Annotated in this window: 15 protein-coding genes; 9 read left to right on the top strand and 6 right to left on the bottom strand. The window is 59.0% G+C overall.

Features of this window, described 5'->3' with window-relative positions:
* Positions 1–72 precede the first annotated feature (72 nt).
* Positions 73–510 (top strand): YtoQ family protein, encoded by a 438-nt coding sequence (locus tag Q669_RS17485; RefSeq protein WP_014422944.1) that lies wholly within the window; start codon positions 73–75, stop codon positions 508–510.
* A gap of 51 nt (positions 511–561) precedes the next feature.
* Complete coding sequence (locus tag Q669_RS17480) at positions 562–1,449, top strand: DNA ligase (protein ID WP_031211824.1); 888 nt, start codon at positions 562–564, stop codon at positions 1,447–1,449.
* Between the two features lies 1 nt (position 1,450).
* Here the strand turns inward: Q669_RS17480 and Q669_RS17475 are convergent, their stop codons facing one another.
* On the bottom strand, positions 1,451–2,050 hold the full coding sequence (locus tag Q669_RS17475; protein ID WP_011787101.1) for an ATP-dependent zinc protease: 600 nt from the start codon (positions 2,048–2,050) through the stop codon (positions 1,451–1,453).
* A gap of 204 nt (positions 2,051–2,254) precedes the next feature.
* Here Q669_RS17475 and Q669_RS17470 point away from each other — a divergent pair, with 204 nt between their 5' ends.
* The 3 genes from Q669_RS17470 (at position 2,255) to Q669_RS17460 (ending at position 4,164) form a co-directional block, all read left to right on the top strand.
* Positions 2,255–3,172 (top strand): esterase/lipase family protein, encoded by a 918-nt coding sequence (locus Q669_RS17470; protein ID WP_227501135.1) that lies wholly within the window; start codon positions 2,255–2,257, stop codon positions 3,170–3,172.
* Complete coding sequence (locus tag Q669_RS17465) at positions 3,169–3,465, top strand: hypothetical protein (RefSeq protein WP_014422941.1); 297 nt, start codon at positions 3,169–3,171, stop codon at positions 3,463–3,465. The genes Q669_RS17470 and Q669_RS17465 overlap by 4 nt, the downstream gene beginning before the upstream one ends.
* A 120-nt stretch (positions 3,466–3,585) precedes the next feature.
* Entirely contained in the window at positions 3,586–4,164 is a 579-nt protein-coding gene (locus Q669_RS17460; RefSeq protein WP_011787098.1) for an outer membrane beta-barrel protein, read from the top strand.
* A gap of 72 nt (positions 4,165–4,236) precedes the next feature.
* Here Q669_RS17460 and cysK read toward each other — a convergent pair whose 3' ends face one another.
* Both cysK and Q669_RS17450 read right to left on the bottom strand, forming a co-directional pair.
* Positions 4,237–5,208, bottom strand: coding sequence for a cysteine synthase A (gene cysK, locus Q669_RS17455; protein WP_022993261.1), 972 nt, complete (start codon positions 5,206–5,208; stop codon positions 4,237–4,239).
* A 16-nt stretch (positions 5,209–5,224) separates the two neighbouring features.
* Entirely contained in the window at positions 5,225–8,101 is a 2,877-nt protein-coding gene (locus Q669_RS17450) for a transporter substrate-binding domain-containing protein (RefSeq protein ID WP_022993260.1), read from the bottom strand.
* Between the two features lie 181 nt (positions 8,102–8,282).
* Between Q669_RS17450 and Q669_RS17445 the strand changes: the two genes are divergently transcribed.
* Positions 8,283–9,062 (top strand): ATP-binding protein, encoded by a 780-nt coding sequence (locus Q669_RS17445; RefSeq protein ID WP_022993259.1) that lies wholly within the window; start codon positions 8,283–8,285, stop codon positions 9,060–9,062.
* Between the two features lie 4 nt (positions 9,063–9,066).
* On the opposite strand, the gene Q669_RS17440 is transcribed toward Q669_RS17445, so the two are convergent.
* The 3 genes from Q669_RS17440 to pdsR are packed head-to-tail and all read right to left on the bottom strand — an operon-like array spanning position 9,067 to position 13,112.
* Positions 9,067–10,374 (bottom strand): DUF3422 family protein, encoded by a 1,308-nt coding sequence (locus tag Q669_RS17440; RefSeq protein WP_022993258.1) that lies wholly within the window; start codon positions 10,372–10,374, stop codon positions 9,067–9,069.
* Positions 10,371–12,407, bottom strand: a complete 2,037-nt coding sequence (gene pdsS, locus Q669_RS17435) for a proteobacterial dedicated sortase system histidine kinase (protein WP_022993257.1) — start codon at positions 12,405–12,407, stop codon at positions 10,371–10,373. Before pdsS ends, Q669_RS17440 begins: the two co-directional genes overlap by 4 nt.
* Before the next feature lie 3 nt (positions 12,408–12,410).
* Complete coding sequence (gene pdsR / locus Q669_RS17430; RefSeq protein WP_011787092.1) at positions 12,411–13,112, bottom strand: proteobacterial dedicated sortase system response regulator; 702 nt, start codon at positions 13,110–13,112, stop codon at positions 12,411–12,413.
* A 189-nt stretch (positions 13,113–13,301) separates the two neighbouring features.
* Between pdsR and Q669_RS17425 the strand changes: the two genes are divergently transcribed.
* Genes Q669_RS17425 through Q669_RS17415 form a run of 3 tightly spaced genes read left to right on the top strand, consistent with a single transcriptional unit; the run spans position 13,302 to position 16,793 of the window.
* Complete coding sequence (locus Q669_RS17425) at positions 13,302–15,440, top strand: marine proteobacterial sortase target protein (protein WP_022993256.1); 2,139 nt, start codon at positions 13,302–13,304, stop codon at positions 15,438–15,440.
* Positions 15,437–16,024, top strand: coding sequence for a class GN sortase (locus Q669_RS17420; protein ID WP_022993255.1), 588 nt, complete (start codon positions 15,437–15,439; stop codon positions 16,022–16,024). Before Q669_RS17425 ends, Q669_RS17420 begins: the two co-directional genes overlap by 4 nt.
* A gap of 49 nt (positions 16,025–16,073) precedes the next feature.
* Entirely contained in the window at positions 16,074–16,793 is a 720-nt protein-coding gene (locus tag Q669_RS17415; protein ID WP_022993254.1) for a lysophospholipid acyltransferase family protein, read from the top strand.
* The last annotated feature ends 30 nt before the right edge of the window (positions 16,794–16,823 follow it).

Raw genomic sequence — 16,823 nt, 5'->3', positions numbered from 1 at the left:
TGTCTGATGCCTACATTAAAGCCGGCCTGTAGGTTAGACTGGCCGGCTTTAAACTGGCGTAAGGAGCCCAACATGATCTGGACCGTATACCTCTCCGGCGAAATCCACACCGACTGGCGCGAGCAGATTGCTGCGGGTGCCGAGGCGGCGGGCCTGCCGGTAGAGTTCACGTCTGCCAATACCGATCACGAATCCAGTGATGCCGCAGGTGACTTCCTGGGCAAGCCGGAGAACAATTTCTGGCGTGACCACCAGTCGTCCAAGGTAAACGCCATCCGCACCAAAACCCTGCTTGAGCAGTGTGATCTGGCGGTCATCCGCTTTGGTGACAAGTACAAGCAGTGGAACGCGGCCTTCGACGCCGGTTATTGTGCGGCCATGGGCACGCCATACATTACCCTGCATGACGAAGACATTGTGCATCCGCTCAAAGAAGTGGACGCCGCCGCCATGGCATGGGCTCAAACGCCGGAACAGGTGGTAGAGCTGCTGAAGTATGTAACGGCTTAAGAGCCGCAATATCGGAATTCTGTAAACAGGGACGTAACAGGGCAAAGGACTATGCCACTCTGCAATACCACCCGTGTCAGGGCGATGCCTCTGGCATTCAGTTTTATTGTTGTATCAATCTTCCTTTCAGCGTTTGGGCACGCCAGTGGCCGGCCGCCGGCTCTTCCGCTCGCCAATGTCTACCATCCCGGGGTCAATCTGGAAGAGTACTGGGTCAGTGAAAAGCTGGACGGTGTCCGGGTATTCTGGGATGGCGAGACGCTCTGGTCTCGGGGCGGGTACAGGTATAGCGCACCGGCCTGGTTTACCCGTCAGTTTCCCGCTCAACCGCTGGATGGCGAACTCTGGAGCGGTCGTGGCCGTTTTGCGGAACTATCTGGCGTAGTCCGCAAAGTTCAGCCAGTAGACCAGGAATGGCGTCAGGTGCGCTTCTACGTCTTTGATTTGCCCGAGCCAGATCGGCCTTTTGAGCAACGCTATAGACGCTTGCAACAGCTGGTGACCGCAGCAGATTCGCGTTATCTGGTACTGGTGGAACAGCGGGTAGTTGCCAGCCACGATGAGCTGATGGCCCGGCTTGAGCAAACGGTCGCGGCCGGTGGTGAGGGACTGATGCTGAAACGCCGCAAAAGTTGGTATCAGGCGGGCCGTTCAGATGACCTGCTCAAAGTGAAAAAACATCAGGATGCGGAAGCCACAGTGGTTGCTCATCTTCCCGGCAAGGGCAAGTATGAGGGATTATTGGGGGCACTGGAGGTAGAGCTGGAAAGTGGTCGCCGGTTCCGGCTTGGCACCGGGTTTACCGATGAGGAGCGGCACAATCCGCCTGCTATTGGCGCCCGGGTTACGTTCCGCTATCGCGGCCTCACGGCTACAGGCTTACCCCGGTTCGCCAGCTTTCTAAGAATTCGTAATGACGAACCGGAGAGTATCGAATAGTTCAGCCTGCCAGCGCCTTCTTACTCTCGGCGAGTTCCTCGAGGGTGCTGTATTCACACTCGTTTTCAACGATAAAGCTGCGGCCTGAGTCGATCAGGATGTTGTCATCGCGCATGAAGCGACGGCCCAGCAGCACCGGATAAGAGAACTTGCCCCGATCCGTCAGTGAAAACTGGGTTTCATGGGTTTTGCCGCCAATACAGAAGTCCATTTTTATCACGTATCGGCGTTGTGACGGCGCGCCCTTGCGCTTGATCAGAACGGTCCGGTATACCGGCCGTTCGAATTCGAGAATCACTTCTTCGTGATCAATATCCCCTTCACTGGGCTGGTCTTTGTGGTCGCCCAGTGGAAGTTGGAACCGGACCCACTCTTCATTGTCCTTCTCGAACGGTTCAACATTGACCGCATGCAGAGAGGAGGTCTTGGCACCGGTGTCGAGACGGGCTTTCAGGCGTATGCCGGTTTCGCCCATTACCACCCATTCCACGAACCCCATAACCTCGGGTTCCGGTGTGGCCTCTTCTGTGCTTTCGGCCGATGCCGGAAGCGCGGAGAAAATCAGGCTTGTCAGAGTGAGTAAGAGAACAGCAGATCGCATTGGATGCTTCCTTGTATTTTCCCGGTTAAACGACAAATACGGTTCGAAAGCGTATCAGGATTCCCTCTCTGTCGCCCTTGCGGGCAGATTAAACTTCCTTGAGCCGAAGCGTTGGCAGCCATTCGCCCGTGAGCCGTATTCTGGCCCGATTATCGCCATAGCCATTGTCCCTGGCAGGCGTACACTGGAGTTATCAACAGGAGAATGATGATGGCACCTCAGGTCTCAACCGGGCGAATCCAGCAACAGGTAGCGGCCATCGCCAGTGGTTTTCTTGGCGACTGGCTGGAGCATCGTGGCAATGGTCTTGCCGTTCCTATGTCCGTATTTGCCGGAGATACAGAGCTGCAGGTAGAGAAACCGGAACCCGAGGCGCCCGGCCGTACCCTGTGCCTGTCGATCCACGGCCTCATGGAACTGGAGTCGGTATGGGATTTTCCCTCGCGACCGGGTTACCACTATGGGCGCTACCTGGCGGAACAGCTTGGCGATGCCAGCGCCCTGAAACTGCGTTTCAACACCGGTCGGCCGATTTATCGTAACGGTCAGGAGCTGGCGGCTCTGCTTGAATCCCTGGTCAGTAACTGGCCCGTTCCGGTGCAGCGGTTGATCCTGATCGGGCACAGCATGGGCGGATTGCTGATTCGAAGTGCCTGCCACTATGGTCTGGTGAATGGGCACTCCTGGGTCACACGGAACCCGGATTGCGTGTACATCGGTTCGCCACACGATGGCTCCTGGCTGGCGGTTGGTGCCCACCGGGCGGCCGGCTGGTTAAACCGGAGATCCCGGGACTATCTGAGGGTGATTGGTGAAGTGATCGACCTGCGTAGCGAGGGTATCCGTAACCTGTCCCGGGGCGATGTCCTGGAACCCGGTGTGGAGCCTCAGCCACTGTTACCGGAGGCCCGGCATTATGTGATCAGTGGCTTGCTCCTGCGCGGTCAACAACACCCTGCGAACCTGCTCTTTGGTGACGCCTTGGTGCAGCAGGCCAGTGCTGAAGGCGCTGGCCAATCCGGCTGGCAGCTGGCGGGCTGTGCGAATTTTCCGGGTGTGGATCATATCCGCCTGGCTCACCATACATCGGTGTGCCAGCAACTGGAGGACTGGTTGGTATGAACAAGGGTAATGGCGACATGCACTGGTGGCTGGACCTGGTAGATCTGCTCGCTCACGGGGTGCAACACGGCGCGGTGAAACTGCAGCGGGTTCATTTGTCGGTGGCCGAAGAAAGCTTTCGGATACTGGAAGCTGTGCCGGTTACCCGGCCCGGAGCGAGAGTGGTTCGGGTATGGCACCACGGCATTTCCCGGCTGAGTTATGGCAGTGTGGCGATGGCGGGAGCGGCCGTGACGCGGATTACCGACGGTTATCTGCGGGAACGAGATGACAGGAATGTGAAGAAATCTTAGTCCGGTTTTAACCCGGTACCCCTGAATTCTTCTGTAGGCTGGTTTTACGCAATCGGGAAACAGGATTTCCGATTGATCGTTTCGACGAATGGAAAACCCAACCACAGAGGAAAACGCGTTATGAGCTACAAAGCTGGATTTGCGTGTGCAACTGTTCTGACTGCTGCCGTCTTCACTGCCCCTGCTGTCTGGGCTCAGGATAATGTCAGCCGCGACAAGTCAGGACCGTACATCAGTGGTAGTTACGGGGGATACAAGGCCCACGGTGGCGAATTCGAGGACGAGAACGATCTGCTTGGCGCGGCTCTGGGCTATCAGTTCAACGAATTCTTTGCCCTTGAAGCCGAATACATCGATTTTGGCAATTTCGGCGATGATGACGTGGAAGGTAAGCTTAAAGGCGCGGGCCTGAGTGCCATCGGTCGCCTGCCACTGACCGACAGCTTTGGCGTTTATGCCAAGGCCGGTGCGTTTGCTTCCGCGTTTGATGTTGAAGCCTTCGATGAGGACGAAACCTACGATGAGGTGAATCCTTTTGTCGGTGCCGGTGTCGACTTCCGGGTAACCGAACAGCTGACGGCGTTTGCTGAGTACAACCGCTACAATGTGGACATCGATGAAGACGACTTCAACGGCCAGGTAACCAACGACGGTCCGGATTTCGATACCGGTCGGGTTGGTCTGAAATTCCAGTTCTGACACTGACGTCAGTCGTTAAAAAAAGCGCAGCCCTTAGAGGCTGCGCTTTTTTGTTTTCAGGCACGGTGAGAATTACTGCTGGTTCTCAAGCTCGCCAAAGGTATCGGCAAACAGGGCCGACGAGAGGTAACGCTCGGCCGAATCCGGCAATACCACCACAATGTTTTTGCCCTGGTGTTCCGGCTGTTTGCTGACCCGAATCGCGGCCACCACCGCAGCGCCGCAGGAAATGCCGCACAGAATGCCTTCTTCCCGCATCAGGCGATGGGCCATGGCCATGGCGTCCTCGTTGGACACGGCCTCTACCTGATCGACCAGGTCAAGGTCGAGGTTCTTGGGTACAAAGCCGGCCCCGAGACCCTGAATCTTGTGGGGGGAGGGTTTAATCTCGTCGCCCCGCAGTGTCTGGGCAATGACCGGTGAATCCGCCGGCTCCACCGCCACGGTGGTAATCGCTTTGCCCCGGGTTTGCTTGATGTATCGGGATACGCCGGTCAGCGTGCCGCCGGTACCAACGCCGGCAACAAAGATATCCACTTCACCGTCGGTATCGTCCCAGATTTCCGGGCCGGTGGTGTCCTCGTGAATCTTCGGGTTAGCGGGATTCTGGAATTGCTGCGGCAGGAAGTGGTTGTCCGGGTCGGAGGCAAAAATCTCCTCGGCCTTGGCGATGGCGCCCGGCATACCCTTGGCGGGTTCGGTGAGTACCAGTTCGGCTCCCAGGGCCTTGAGAACCTTACGCCGCTCCAGGCTCATGGAGGCCGGCATGGTAAGAATCAGCTTGTAACCGCGGGCAGCGGCAACATAGGCCAGGGCAATGCCAGTGTTACCACTGGTGGGCTCGACAATAGTCATGCCGGGTTTCAGGGTACCGCGTTTTTCGGCATCCCAGATCATGGCGGAACCAATCCGGCATTTGACCGAGTATGCCGGGTTCCGGCCTTCGATCTTGGCCCAGATCGTTGCGCCATCGTTTACCCGGTTCAGCTTCACCAGCGGTGTGTTGCCGATGGAAAGGGAATTGTCGTTATAGATACGTGCCATGTTCTGCTCCTGTTCCTTATGTCTTGCGTCCGGTCTGTCTTGCTTCCAGGCGGTTTCGACCATTGCCCTTGGCGGCGTAGAGCGCCTGATCGGCCTGCCTCAGATACTCTGCCGGTGAGCCGGTCGGCTCGGGCACGCCATAGGCGAGGCCAATACTGACCGTCAGCTCGATCGGGCTACCCTGGCAGGTATCGCACTGCCGGTTGGCAACCGCTGTCCGGAAACGTTCCAGTCGGTCCATGATATCGGATGCGTCTTCGTAACTGGTGAAAATTATGAATTCCTCACCACCAAAACGCGACAACCGGTCGGTTTCCCGGCGGAAGTGCTCCCGCATCACATCAGCCAGTGCCTGAAGGCACTGGTCACCGGCTTCATGGCCCCAGGTGTCGTTGATTTTCTTGAAGTGGTCGGCATCCACCATGGCCACCGCGAATCCGGTTTTATGGCGCTGGCACCACTGGAAGCTGCGGGGAAACTCGCGGTCGAAATAGCTGCGATTACCCAGTTGAGTGAGATTGTCGGTTACGCTCAGCCGTGATAATGCTTCGTTGGCCTCGGCCAGCTCCCGGTTCAGGCGGCCGAGCTTGCGATTCCAGTACACCAGCAGAGCCGTTATCACAAGGCCGGCAATCAGAATCTGCCAGAAACGGGTGTAATCAACCCGTTCCTCAATCCGGAGATTACGCCAGGTACTCTCCAGGTTTTCCCTCTCCTCTCGAGTGAGGCTGGAAACCAGCCGCTGCATGATGTTGTGCAGTATAGGCTCGTCATTTCGAGTAGCAATGGCCAGAGACCAGTCGGCAGGAACCCGGCCGATCACTTTCAGGTCGGCCAGGCCGAGTGACTGCATGTAATAACTGGCGGTCGCCAGCGTGGTGATGTAGCCGGCCAGTTTGCCGTTTTGCAACTGCCGTAACCCTTCTTGCTCGGAGCCAACCGGAACGAGCTGCAGCGAGGGGTAACGTTGCTTGAGGAGCTCGGCAAACGCGTAGCCGTCGACCACGCCAACGGGCCTGTCGCCCATATCACTCAGCCGTTCGATAAACGGTGCCTCAATGCGCCCCATGATGACATTAGGCACTTCAAGGTAGGGTGTGGTGAAGCTCATATAGCTGGTGCGTTCCGGGGTTTCCATAGCCATAGGGAACATGTCACAGCGGCGGTCGCGGGCGGCGTCAATGGATTCCCGCCAGCTGTCGGTTGGCACCAGTTGGAAATTGAGGTCACCCCGTTCCCGGAACAGCTCCAGTACCTGGGCTGAGAGTCCAACATGCTGGCCATTCTCGACGGCTTCCAGCGGGCTCCAGTCTGGATCGACACAAATACGGACTCTGCGATTATGCTGTTGCAGCCAGTCGGCTTCCGTTTCATTCCACTCAATTCGGCCACCTGACTGGTCAGCCCGGCGGGCCGTGGCGCCGAGCCAGCGGGTTTCGATGGTTCTCTGCTCGGTGGGTGAGATCGACGCCAGAGCCTGATTCAGGATATCCGCCAGGGGCGACAGGGTCGGTCGGATGCCGAAGCGCAGATCCTCTCCGGTAAAACCGGGAAGTACCAGTTCGCCGGCAATACGCACGCCGCTGATGCCAAGTTCATGTATCCAGTAATTGCCCGAATGCAGGGCATTGATCACTACATCCACGTCGCCCTTCGCCAAGGCGTGGAACATAGGCTCCTGGGTGCTGAAGGTGAGCAGATTTTTTGTGCCCAGAATCTCTTTGACGGCCTCTTCGTAATAGATGCCGGCACCGATGGCCAGGCGGTAGTTTCTCAGGTCTTCCAGCCGGGTGTAGTTCAGGCTGTCACTGCGGGTAAATATGACATTGGGGATAGTGTGATAGGGCTCGGTGAAACGGGCAAAGGCTTCCCGTTCCGGGCGATAGGACATGTTTGCCATGATATCGATATCGCCGTTCTGCAGCATTGGAATCAGCTCGTCCCACTGGCCGCGTACCGGAATGATCTGCAGGCCGGTAAGGTCGGCCAGACGATCCATAACGTCCACGCTCAGTCCCAGGGTTCGGCCGCCATCGGTAAAGCTGAACGGAGCATAATCGTCCATGAAACCAACTCGAACCGGCCCGAGGCTGGCCAGGAACCGTAGTTGTTCGGAACTTAAAGGCAGCCTGGCGGATTGTTCTGAAGAATAGCCACCGAACTCCTGCCAGCGTTCGCGCAGATTACTCAGACGGTTTGTCGGAATGGCATCCAGCCCGGCCTGTAAGCGGTCGAGGAGTAGCCGGTCGCCAACTCTGACGCCAATTCGAAAGTCTTCCCGCGATAACTGGTTCAGAGGTGCGGGCCCGGCCATCTCCAGAAAACGGAAGCCGGCCTGGTTGGCCAGGTACTCCATGGTCAGGCGTGGGCCAACGGCTACATCCACCCAGCCAAAGGCCAGGGCCCGCACCAGGCTGGGCAGGGTGTCGTAGGTCTCTATGGTGAGGTCTTCTTCCTGCAGCCGATCCAGGTAGTATATGTTCTCCACCACCCCGATTTTCAGGCCTGCCAGGTCCTTCAGTTTCTGGATTGGGGGCAGGTAACGAGCGCTGTCGCGCATCAGGTAGACTTCGCGAAAATGGTAGGGTTCGGTAAACAGGATCTTTTCAGCCCGCTCCGGGCGCCAGGAAATACCATCAATGGCGTCCAGATCGCCCCGCAGGAATGCCGCGTAAATGTCTGGCCAGCTGCCGGCCCGGAAATCGAAGGTCAGGTTGGCGTTACGAGCGACTTCTCGCAGGACGTCAATGGAAAATCCCGTTGGAGTGCGCCCTTCGAAAAAAGTGTATGGCTCGTTGTCGGCGACTACGCCGATGGTAATCACCGGAGGCCTGTCCTCAGGGGACTCTGCCTGGGCGAGCCCGGCAACAACCAACGACAATAGCAGAGCCATGAAAGATAGCCGGGAGACGACTAAGATCGGGCGCTGTAGCGTTGAAAACGTGGGGAATGTCAAAATGAACCTTCTATGTTGCTTACCGCTACAGTGTAGTTGCAAATCGTAACCTCTGACAGCCATAGCTGGCCAGAATTCATACAGACTTTGTGAAATCTTCAACGAGGAACCGCAGCCCATGGCAGAACAGGCGTTTGATTGGCAACACACACCAGCCGCCGTCTGGCGGAGGCATCGTTCAGGCTTGCGGGCCATTCGCCGGCTGGACCCGGTGCAGTGGCCGGCGCTGACCGGCATCGACCACCAGAAGCAGGCGTTGGCAAGGAACACCGAACGTTTTCTGGCGGGTAAGCCCTCCAATAATGCGCTGCTCTGGGGATCGCGGGGGACGGGCAAATCTTCGCTGATCAAGGCCCTTCTGAACCGCTATTGCGATCAGGGCTTGCGCATGATCGAGGTGGACAAGGACGACCTGGTCAATCTGCCTGAAATTGTCGACGACATCTGCGATCTGCCGTTCCGGTTTGTGATCTATTGTGACGACCTGTCGTTCGATGTGGGGGAATCCGGGTACAAGGCACTGAAAAGCGTGCTGGAAGGCTCACTGGAGCTGCCGCCGGAGAATGTGCGGGTGTATGCCACGTCTAATCGGCGCCACTTGATGCCGGAGTTCATGAGCGACAACCTCAAAAGCGAAGTCCGGGATGGCGAACTGCATCCGGCCGAGGCTATTGAGGAGCAGGTGTCGCTGGCCGACAGGTTCGGTCTTCAGTTGTCGTTCTACCCGTTTTCGCAGGATGTCTATCTGCAGGCGGTGGATCTGCTGTTTCCCCAGGTACAGGACCGTGAAGCTCTGCACCTGGAGGCGGTGCGCTTTGCCACCGGCAAGGGCGTGCGCAATGGCCGCACTGCCCAGCAGTTCTATCGCCAGTTCGCCGGGGATCCGCGCTTCTGCTGAACCGCTACTGCCGGCGTGCCATGCGGATGAAACGATGGTGGATGATGCGGATGCCGATGAACACCAGCACCATCACCACCGGTATGGCCAGGGCTGTCACCAGTGATTCGTTGATCGGTAGCCCGGTACCCTTCAGGGCGTCCAGCCCAAGTTTCAACAGGCCAATCAGGTAATAGGAGATGGCCACCACAGAGAAGCCTTCCACGGTATGCTGCATCATCAGCTGGATGCGGGAACGGCGGTCCATGGAACTGAGCAGTTGCTGGTTCTGGCTCTGGATGGCCAGCTCAACCCGGGTGCGCATCATTTCAGAGGCCCGGTCGACCCGGCGTGACAGATCTTCCAGGCGTTCGTTGACGGCTTCGCAGGTTTTTACCGCCGGGGTCAGGCGCCGGGTCATGAATTCAGTGATGGTCAGGTGGCCGGAGACTTCGTCTTCCCGTAGTTCCTCCAGCCGGGTCAGCACCAGCCGGTGATAGGCCCGGGTCGCCGAGAACCGGAAGGTGGTATGGGCACGGTAGGCTTCGATTCGGGCTGCGATGTTGGTCAGTTCGGCCAGAATCTGCTGTTCATCCAGGCTCTCGTTGTCCGCCAGAGACTGGGTGATGCGGGCAAGCTGCTGGTCCATGTCGTTCAGGGAAGGGGTGATTTCCCGGGCCACGGGTAAGGCCAGCAACGACATCAGGCGATAGGTCTCGATCTCCATCAAACGCTGAACCAGACGACCAAGCTGGCTGTTGGACATATGGTGGTTCAGCACCATGAACCGCCCGAAATTGTCGCTGTGCAACTGGAATGAGCCGAGTACCCGGGCTGCCCCTTCCTGCGGGCTGCTACCCACCAGGCGCATACCTTCAAAATGTTTGCGCATAAAGGCCAGCTCGCTGCGTGCGTCCTCGGAGGAGGCGCGCACCTCAACGTGAAAGGCCCCCACCACGGTACCCTCCAGCTGCGCCAGCCAGCCGTCCGGCAACAGGCTCAGGCCGGTTTCGGCAAACGGATCCGCGTCTGAATCGGCCAGATTGATGAAGGTGTAGGAGGTAAACTCCATATGCACTTCACGCCGGATCCGAAGCTTGCCGAAGCTCTGTTCGTAGCAGCTTACCTCTTGCTCCGGCCAGGGTTCACCCAGCAGCCGGTGCAGTTTCTGGAGATGTTCAAACTGCCGGGTTCGTTGTTCCGGTGTGGTGATCACCGCAATCTGAGTGACCCGGGCATGGGGCGGAATAATCTGGAACGGTCGGGAATGAAGTTCCTGGTACAGATCCGCCCGGAGCGGGTGAAAATCCAGGCTGCTGGTGTCGGCACTCACGGTAATGTCCTTGTTTTGGCCTCGGTAGCGGGGATGATAACCCGGAAGCAGACCCCGTCAATGCCACTCTGGTGCTGGTTTCTGGCCTCTACCCGGCCACCATGGTAGTCGGCAATCAGTCGCACGATCAGCAAGCCCTGGCCAAGATGCCCGTCGTGGGCGCCGCTGCGTTGCGAGACGAACGCGCCGAAAATATCGACGCCGTCATGGTCAGGCAGTCGGGAGCCTTCGTTAAACACCTCGATCAGGTAATGGCCATCGTGAATGTGCAGGCAAACATCAATGCCGCCGCCTTCTGGCGTAAAGTCCCTGGCGTTGTCCACCAGCTTGTCGAGCATCTGCACCAGCATTTCCGGCGAGCCGTTCATCACACAGTCAGAAGCCGGGCCTGAATAAACGATTCGATGCCCGGTATCCAATTGCTGGTACGCGGAGGTGGCTTCGGCCAGCACCCGGGCCAGATCGAACGGCTCTTTTTCGGTGTCCTCAAAGCTCTGCTCCAGCCGGGCGGCTTCACTCATGCTGTGCAGGATACGTCGCAGGCGTTCGGTGGCGGTAGCTGCACGCTCAAGGTATTGCTGCCGTTCTTTCTCGGCGACTCCCTGGGCCAGGTTCTCAAGGGAAGAGCGCACCACCGCGACCGGGGTTTTCAGCTCGTGGGAGAGGCGTCTGGAAAAGCTCTCCAGATACTGATTGTAGTTTTGCAGGCGGGCTACCATCTGGGCAAAGTGCTGCTGCAGTTGCCCGAGTTCGTCCCGGCTTCGGGGTGAGGGAATGGCGGCCAGAATGCGACCATCGTCATCGACACTGGCCTCAACCAGTGCCTGCAGCCGCGTAATGCGCCAGGAGAGCCAGCTGGCATAACCCAGAAGCACCAGCATCAATGCCAGAATGATCAACAGGCTCCGGGCCAGAACGCTCCCCAGGGTTGAACCGGACAGGGTCAGTAACTGATCCAGGGACTGCTCCAGTAACAGGATTCGGCCGCCGAACAACTCATGCCGCGTGGCCAGCCAGACCGAGCCATCGTCGTGTCGAACCAGACCGTTGTCGGGCAACCGCGTCATCTCCAGCCGATTGTTTTCCTTCGGCAAGTGCATCGGTTCCGGCTGATACAGGCGAATCAGCCCACTCAGTGCGTTGAGGCTGATCTGTTCCAGAATCTGCCCGGGGGACAAGTCATCAAACACCGAGGCTGAGGCTGGCGCAGCGACCCGACTGTGGGCCAGTATCCAGGACCCCGGTTCCAGTACTGTGGCCTGCTGTCCGGGGCTGATCTGACTCTTCAGCAGGTGCTCCAGACGGTTGTCCTGTTGCACCAGCAGCGGTGGTGGCGCCAGTGTTGTGCCCGTGTTGTTGTTTGGCTGACCTTCCCTGGTGGCCTGAAAGCCAAGCCTGCTGCCTGGTGATGGCAAGGGGAGTTTAAGTTCCAGTTCCCAGCTTGCGCCTTTGTCCTGCCAACTGGCCTGTAGCCGGTGATCTCTGGCTTGTGCCGGCTCAGCCCGGTACACCGGTACGTCACCAGGGGCCACCGCACGGATAAACCAGCGTTGCCCCTGGTTGTGGGTGCCCAGTTCCCGGGCCGGGGCCTGAAGCCATAATTCGAGGCGTTCATGGGCCTGGTCTGGTCGGGCGGGATTATAGAGCGCCAGGCCCTGATCCAGTCGCTGGATCAGCAAATACAGGAACTGGTCATCGTGACTGGCCTGCCAGCGTAACGGGGACGTTGTGCCGGCGGTTTGCCAGGGGGCAGGCTGGTCACCCTCGTCGAATCCGGGCCACTCATGGCCATAGCCATCAATGGTGATGGCCTGGTCGGTGCTGCCTGCGTAGATGGCGCCCTGGTCGGTGGCGACCGGGGTATCCAGCAGCCGGTCGCCGGCCACGTCTGCCAGACGGGCGCCCTGGGCCTGAAGCTGCTGCAGGGCCTGTTGGCGCAGGGCACTGTCCAGTTCCAGCACAAAGCGTAGCCCTGCCCAGGGAACCAGCAGCATCAGCAAACTGGCCAGCAGCAACTGCCGTTTCAGGCTCAAGACTCAGACCTCACGGGCATTCCAGCGGTAGCCCATGCCATAGGCGGTCTGAATGCCGTCGAACTGGTCATCGAGCTGGCTGAATTTGCGACGGATGCGCTTGATGTGGGACGTCACGGTATTGTCATCGAGCACGGTGCTGGCGGCTTCCATCAGCTGCTCGCGGCTGCGTACATGGCCCGGGTGCTGAACCAGGGCATGCAACATCCAGAATTCAGTTACGGTCAGGTCCACAGGCTGGCCCTGCCAGGCCACCGTCATCCGGTCCACATTCAGGGTCAGCTTGCCCCGCGTGAGGATGTCATCGGGTTTCTGCAGCGCTTCGGCCCAGGCTTCCGCGCGCCGAAGCAGGGCGGTGATGCGCGCCAGCAGGTGTTCCAGACTCATGTCTTTGGTGACGTAATCGTCGGCGCCCAGCCTAAGGCCGTGTACGGAATCGATGTCGCTGTCGCGTGCCGTCAGGAAAATAATCGGCAGGGTGGCGGACAGGCTGCGCAGATCCTGACACAAGGTAAAGCCCCCCTCGGCTTCCTCGCCCAGCCCGACATCGATAATGGCCAGATCTGGCAGGCTTTGGCGCAGCACCTGCCAGGCCGCCGGCCGGTCGCCATAGGTGGATACCCGGTAACCCCGGCGTTCGAAGGCCGCGCGATAGTTGTCGCGGATGCCGGCTTCATCCTCAATCAGGACGATGTGCTTCTTCATGGTCGGTTCAGTCTGCCTTGTTGACGAAATCGCAGTGCCATTAAATCACGCTGACCATGGCACACAAGCGATGTAGAAGCCATTGCCATAATTCATCATTTTTCATCGTCGGCCTGCCTGTTTCTGCCATCGGGTTGCCCCGTGGCTGAGCTGAAATAGTGGCATCATTATCAAGACAAGGAAAATCAAATGATGCTGCTATCGCTGCTTGCTCACCCGGTCGTTCGGCCGGAATGTCACCGTCCCTCCTTAAAACCGTTGCTGTCGACCCGGGCCAGACGAAACATGATCCGCTGCGCCGAGGGCATCAGCCTCTGGCTGGCCATGGTGTTGATGTTGTTTGTGCATCCGTTGTATGCCGAGGCCCGCGCCATGGAATCCGAGCAGCCCGGGCAGCTGTATCTGGTTGATCGCAAAAGTGCATGGCAGGAACCGGCCCTGGTACTGGACAGCCGGTTTGACGTGCAGGTGACCGGGTTGCTGGCGCAGACGCACCTGACCCGTACCTTTCGCAACACCAGCGATGTCTGGCAGGAAGGCCTGTTTGTATTTCCGTTACCGGAGCAGGCCAGTGTCTATGGCCTCACCATGACCGTTGGCGAAAGGCGGATTGTGGGCCAGCTACAACCCCGGGCCCAGGCCCGCCAGAACTATGAAAAGGCGAAGCAGGCTGGGCAGAAAGCGGCGACCGTGGAGCAGAACCGGCCTAACCTGTTCACCAGCCGGATTGCCAACATCGCACCGGGCGAGGAAGTGACCGTGGAGGTGCAATATCAGCAACCGGTAAATTATCGTCATGGCGAATTCGAGTTGCGTTTGCCTACCACGCTTACACCCCGGTACATGCCGGGCGCCCCTGTTTCCACGCCCGCCAGTGCATGGCAATCCGGCTGGTCATTACCGACCACACAAGTAGCCGATGCCGATGAAATCAGTCCGTTCACGGTGCTTGCGGATGACGTAAACCCCGGCAGTCACCGCGCAACCATTCAGTTGGATATCGAAGCCGGATTGCCTGTTGATGAGGTGACCAGCCCCAGCCACCCGCTGCAGGTCAAGTTGGAGGGTAGTCGTGCAACAGTAGCGCCGGAACAAGGGCAAATCCTGATGGACCGGGATGTAATTGTGCGCTGGCGGCCCGCTGACAACCAAGCGCCGACGGCCGCGTTGTTCCGTCAGCAATGGCAAGGCGAGGATTTTCTGATGGCCATGGTCATGCCGCCGGCAACCACCGGCCAGGTTCTTCGCCGAGAGCTGCTGTTCGTTATCGACACCTCCGGCTCCATGGCCGGGGAGTCTATCCGCCAGGCCCGCTCGGCTTTGTTGAGGGGGCTCGACACCCTGCGCCCCGGTGACCGTTTCAATGTTATCCAGTTCAACAGCCAGGCCCATGCCCTTTATACGCAACCTGTGCCTGCCAATGGCCACTATCTGGCCCGGGCGCGGGATTATGTGCAGGATCTGAATGCCGACGGTGGCACAGAAATGGCCGGTGCGCTGTCACTGGCGATGGGAATGAACAGCTCGGAGCCGTCCGGCCATGTGCAGCAGATGGTGTTCATGACGGACGGGGCCGTCGGCAATGAATCGGCACTGTTCGATCAGATCCGCACCGGGCTTGGAAACCGCCGGCTGTTTACCGTCGCCATCGGTTCTGCACCAAATATGCATTTTCTCCGGGAAGCCGCGCGCTGGGGCCGGGGCCAGTACACCGCGGTACACAGCGCAGCGGAAGTGGATAAAGCCCTGGGTAAGCTGTTTGCCGCCATGGAAGCGCCGGTGATGACGGATGTCGAGGTGCAATGGCCGGATAACGCTGCACAACCGGTGCCGGCCAAGCCGGGGGATCTGTTCCATGGTCAGCCTCTGGTGCAGGTGGTTCGTGGTGCGCCGGCCGAAGGGGAAGTGACGGTCTCCGGCCGTTTGCCCGGTGGCCGGCCGTGGCGCACCAGCCTGGATCTTGCCAGTGCGGCGCCGGGTAAGGGCCTGGACCGACAGTGGGCCCGGGGGCGCATCGATGCAGTGATGGACAGCGCGCGCCTGGCGGGCACTGGGCCCGATGAAGCGGCCATCGTTGAGTTATCACTGAGCCACGGTGTGATGTCGCCGTTCACCAGCTTCGTCGCCATTGAGGAGCGTGTATCCCGACCAGAGGGGGAATCCCTCAATCAGGAGGCCGTGCCCACCTTGCTGCCGGCCGGCAGCCAGCCCGGAATGCTGCGTTACCCGCAAACTGCCACCTTCGGTCCGTTGCTGACCGCCCTGGGGCTGGTGGGGCTGATGTTCTCGCTGGCCATTGTCATGCTCAGCCGGAGGCAGTCGCTATGAGCCGGGCGTTGCTATTATTGGTGGGTTGTTCCGCCACCCTGCTGGTTTTTGGTTTGTGGATTCCCTTCAAGGCACTGGTGGCCCAGGAAATGCTGGAGTTGGCCTGGGCCGAGAGCCAGGCCCGACAGAGCGAGGCGAGGCCCTGGCCCTGGGCCGATACCTGGCCAGTGGCGAAGCTGGATATACCGGAACAAGGCGTGTCCATGATCGTGCTGGAGGGCGTTCATGGTGAAAGCCTTGCGTTTGGTCCGGGGCGGGTGCCCGGTAGTGAAGGCCCCGGTGCGCCGGTGGTGCTCGCGGGCCACCGTGACACTCACTTTCACCATCTGCAGCATCTGGAACCGGGCGATGCGGTCAGGCTGCAGGGCATGGACCGGCAGTGGCGACGTTATCAGGTGACAGCCACCCGGGTGGTGGACAGTTCCCGGGAGTCCCTGGATACACGGTCTCTGGCCCGGGATACCCTGGTATTGATCACCTGTTACCCGTTTGACAGCCTGGACGCTTCCGGCCCGTTGCGTTATGTGGTGGAGGCAAAGCCGGCTTACGGTATGGAACAAATTGATACTGTCGCCGCTCTGTGATGTTGGCGTACACTTGTGCGCCAAAATGCAGTGGATCGGATCAAACAGAATGTCACAAGTTCGAAAAATCCTGGCCTGGCTCAGTGTTCCTGTCGTATGCCTGGTTATGATGTTGCTCTACCTCTTACGGCCTTTCAATCCTGACAACAACCGTATCCTGGGCTGGGTCGTGGCAAGAGTCGGCCGATGTATTCTGGGTATGAAGCGCCCCCTCTACGGCGCTGAAAACATGCCCAAGGATCGGCCGACCGTGATTATCGCCAATCACCAGCAGAACGATGACCTGTTTGTGATGGGTGATTTGCTGCCGCCTCGTGGGGTGGCGGTTGGTAAATCTTCACTGGTGTGGGTGCCATTCTTCGGGCAGGTATTCTGGCTGGGAGGCAACATCATCCTGAATCGCGGCCGTGCGGCGAAAGCTGTGGCCACCATGCAGGCCACCAGCGATGCCATTAACCGGGAGCGCAAGAGCATCTGGGTGTTTCCGGAGGGAACCCGCAGCCGTGGCCGTGGCCTGGGTAGCTTCAAGAAAGGGGCATTTCACATGGCCGTTGCCGCTGGCGCACCCATCACCATGGTATGTGCGGGCGAATACCATGGCAAATCCAGAGGCTGGACCGGACGACGGGAGCCTGTGCCTTTGCGGATTCTCCCGCCAGTCGAAACACAGGGCATGACCAGCGAGGACATTCCCGAATTGATGCACCGTTGTCGCCAACAGATGGAAGAGGCCATTGCTGACCTCGCACTTACCCACGGAACTGCTTGAACAGCCAGTGAAAACAGGGCAGTCTTTCGG

Source organism: Marinobacter sp. C1S70, assembly GCF_000475355.1.
Taxonomy (GTDB): domain Bacteria; phylum Pseudomonadota; class Gammaproteobacteria; order Pseudomonadales; family Oleiphilaceae; genus Marinobacter; species Marinobacter nauticus.
The sequence above is the reverse complement of the archived record's forward strand: the minus strand, read 5'-3'. Positions and strand labels throughout refer to the sequence as shown.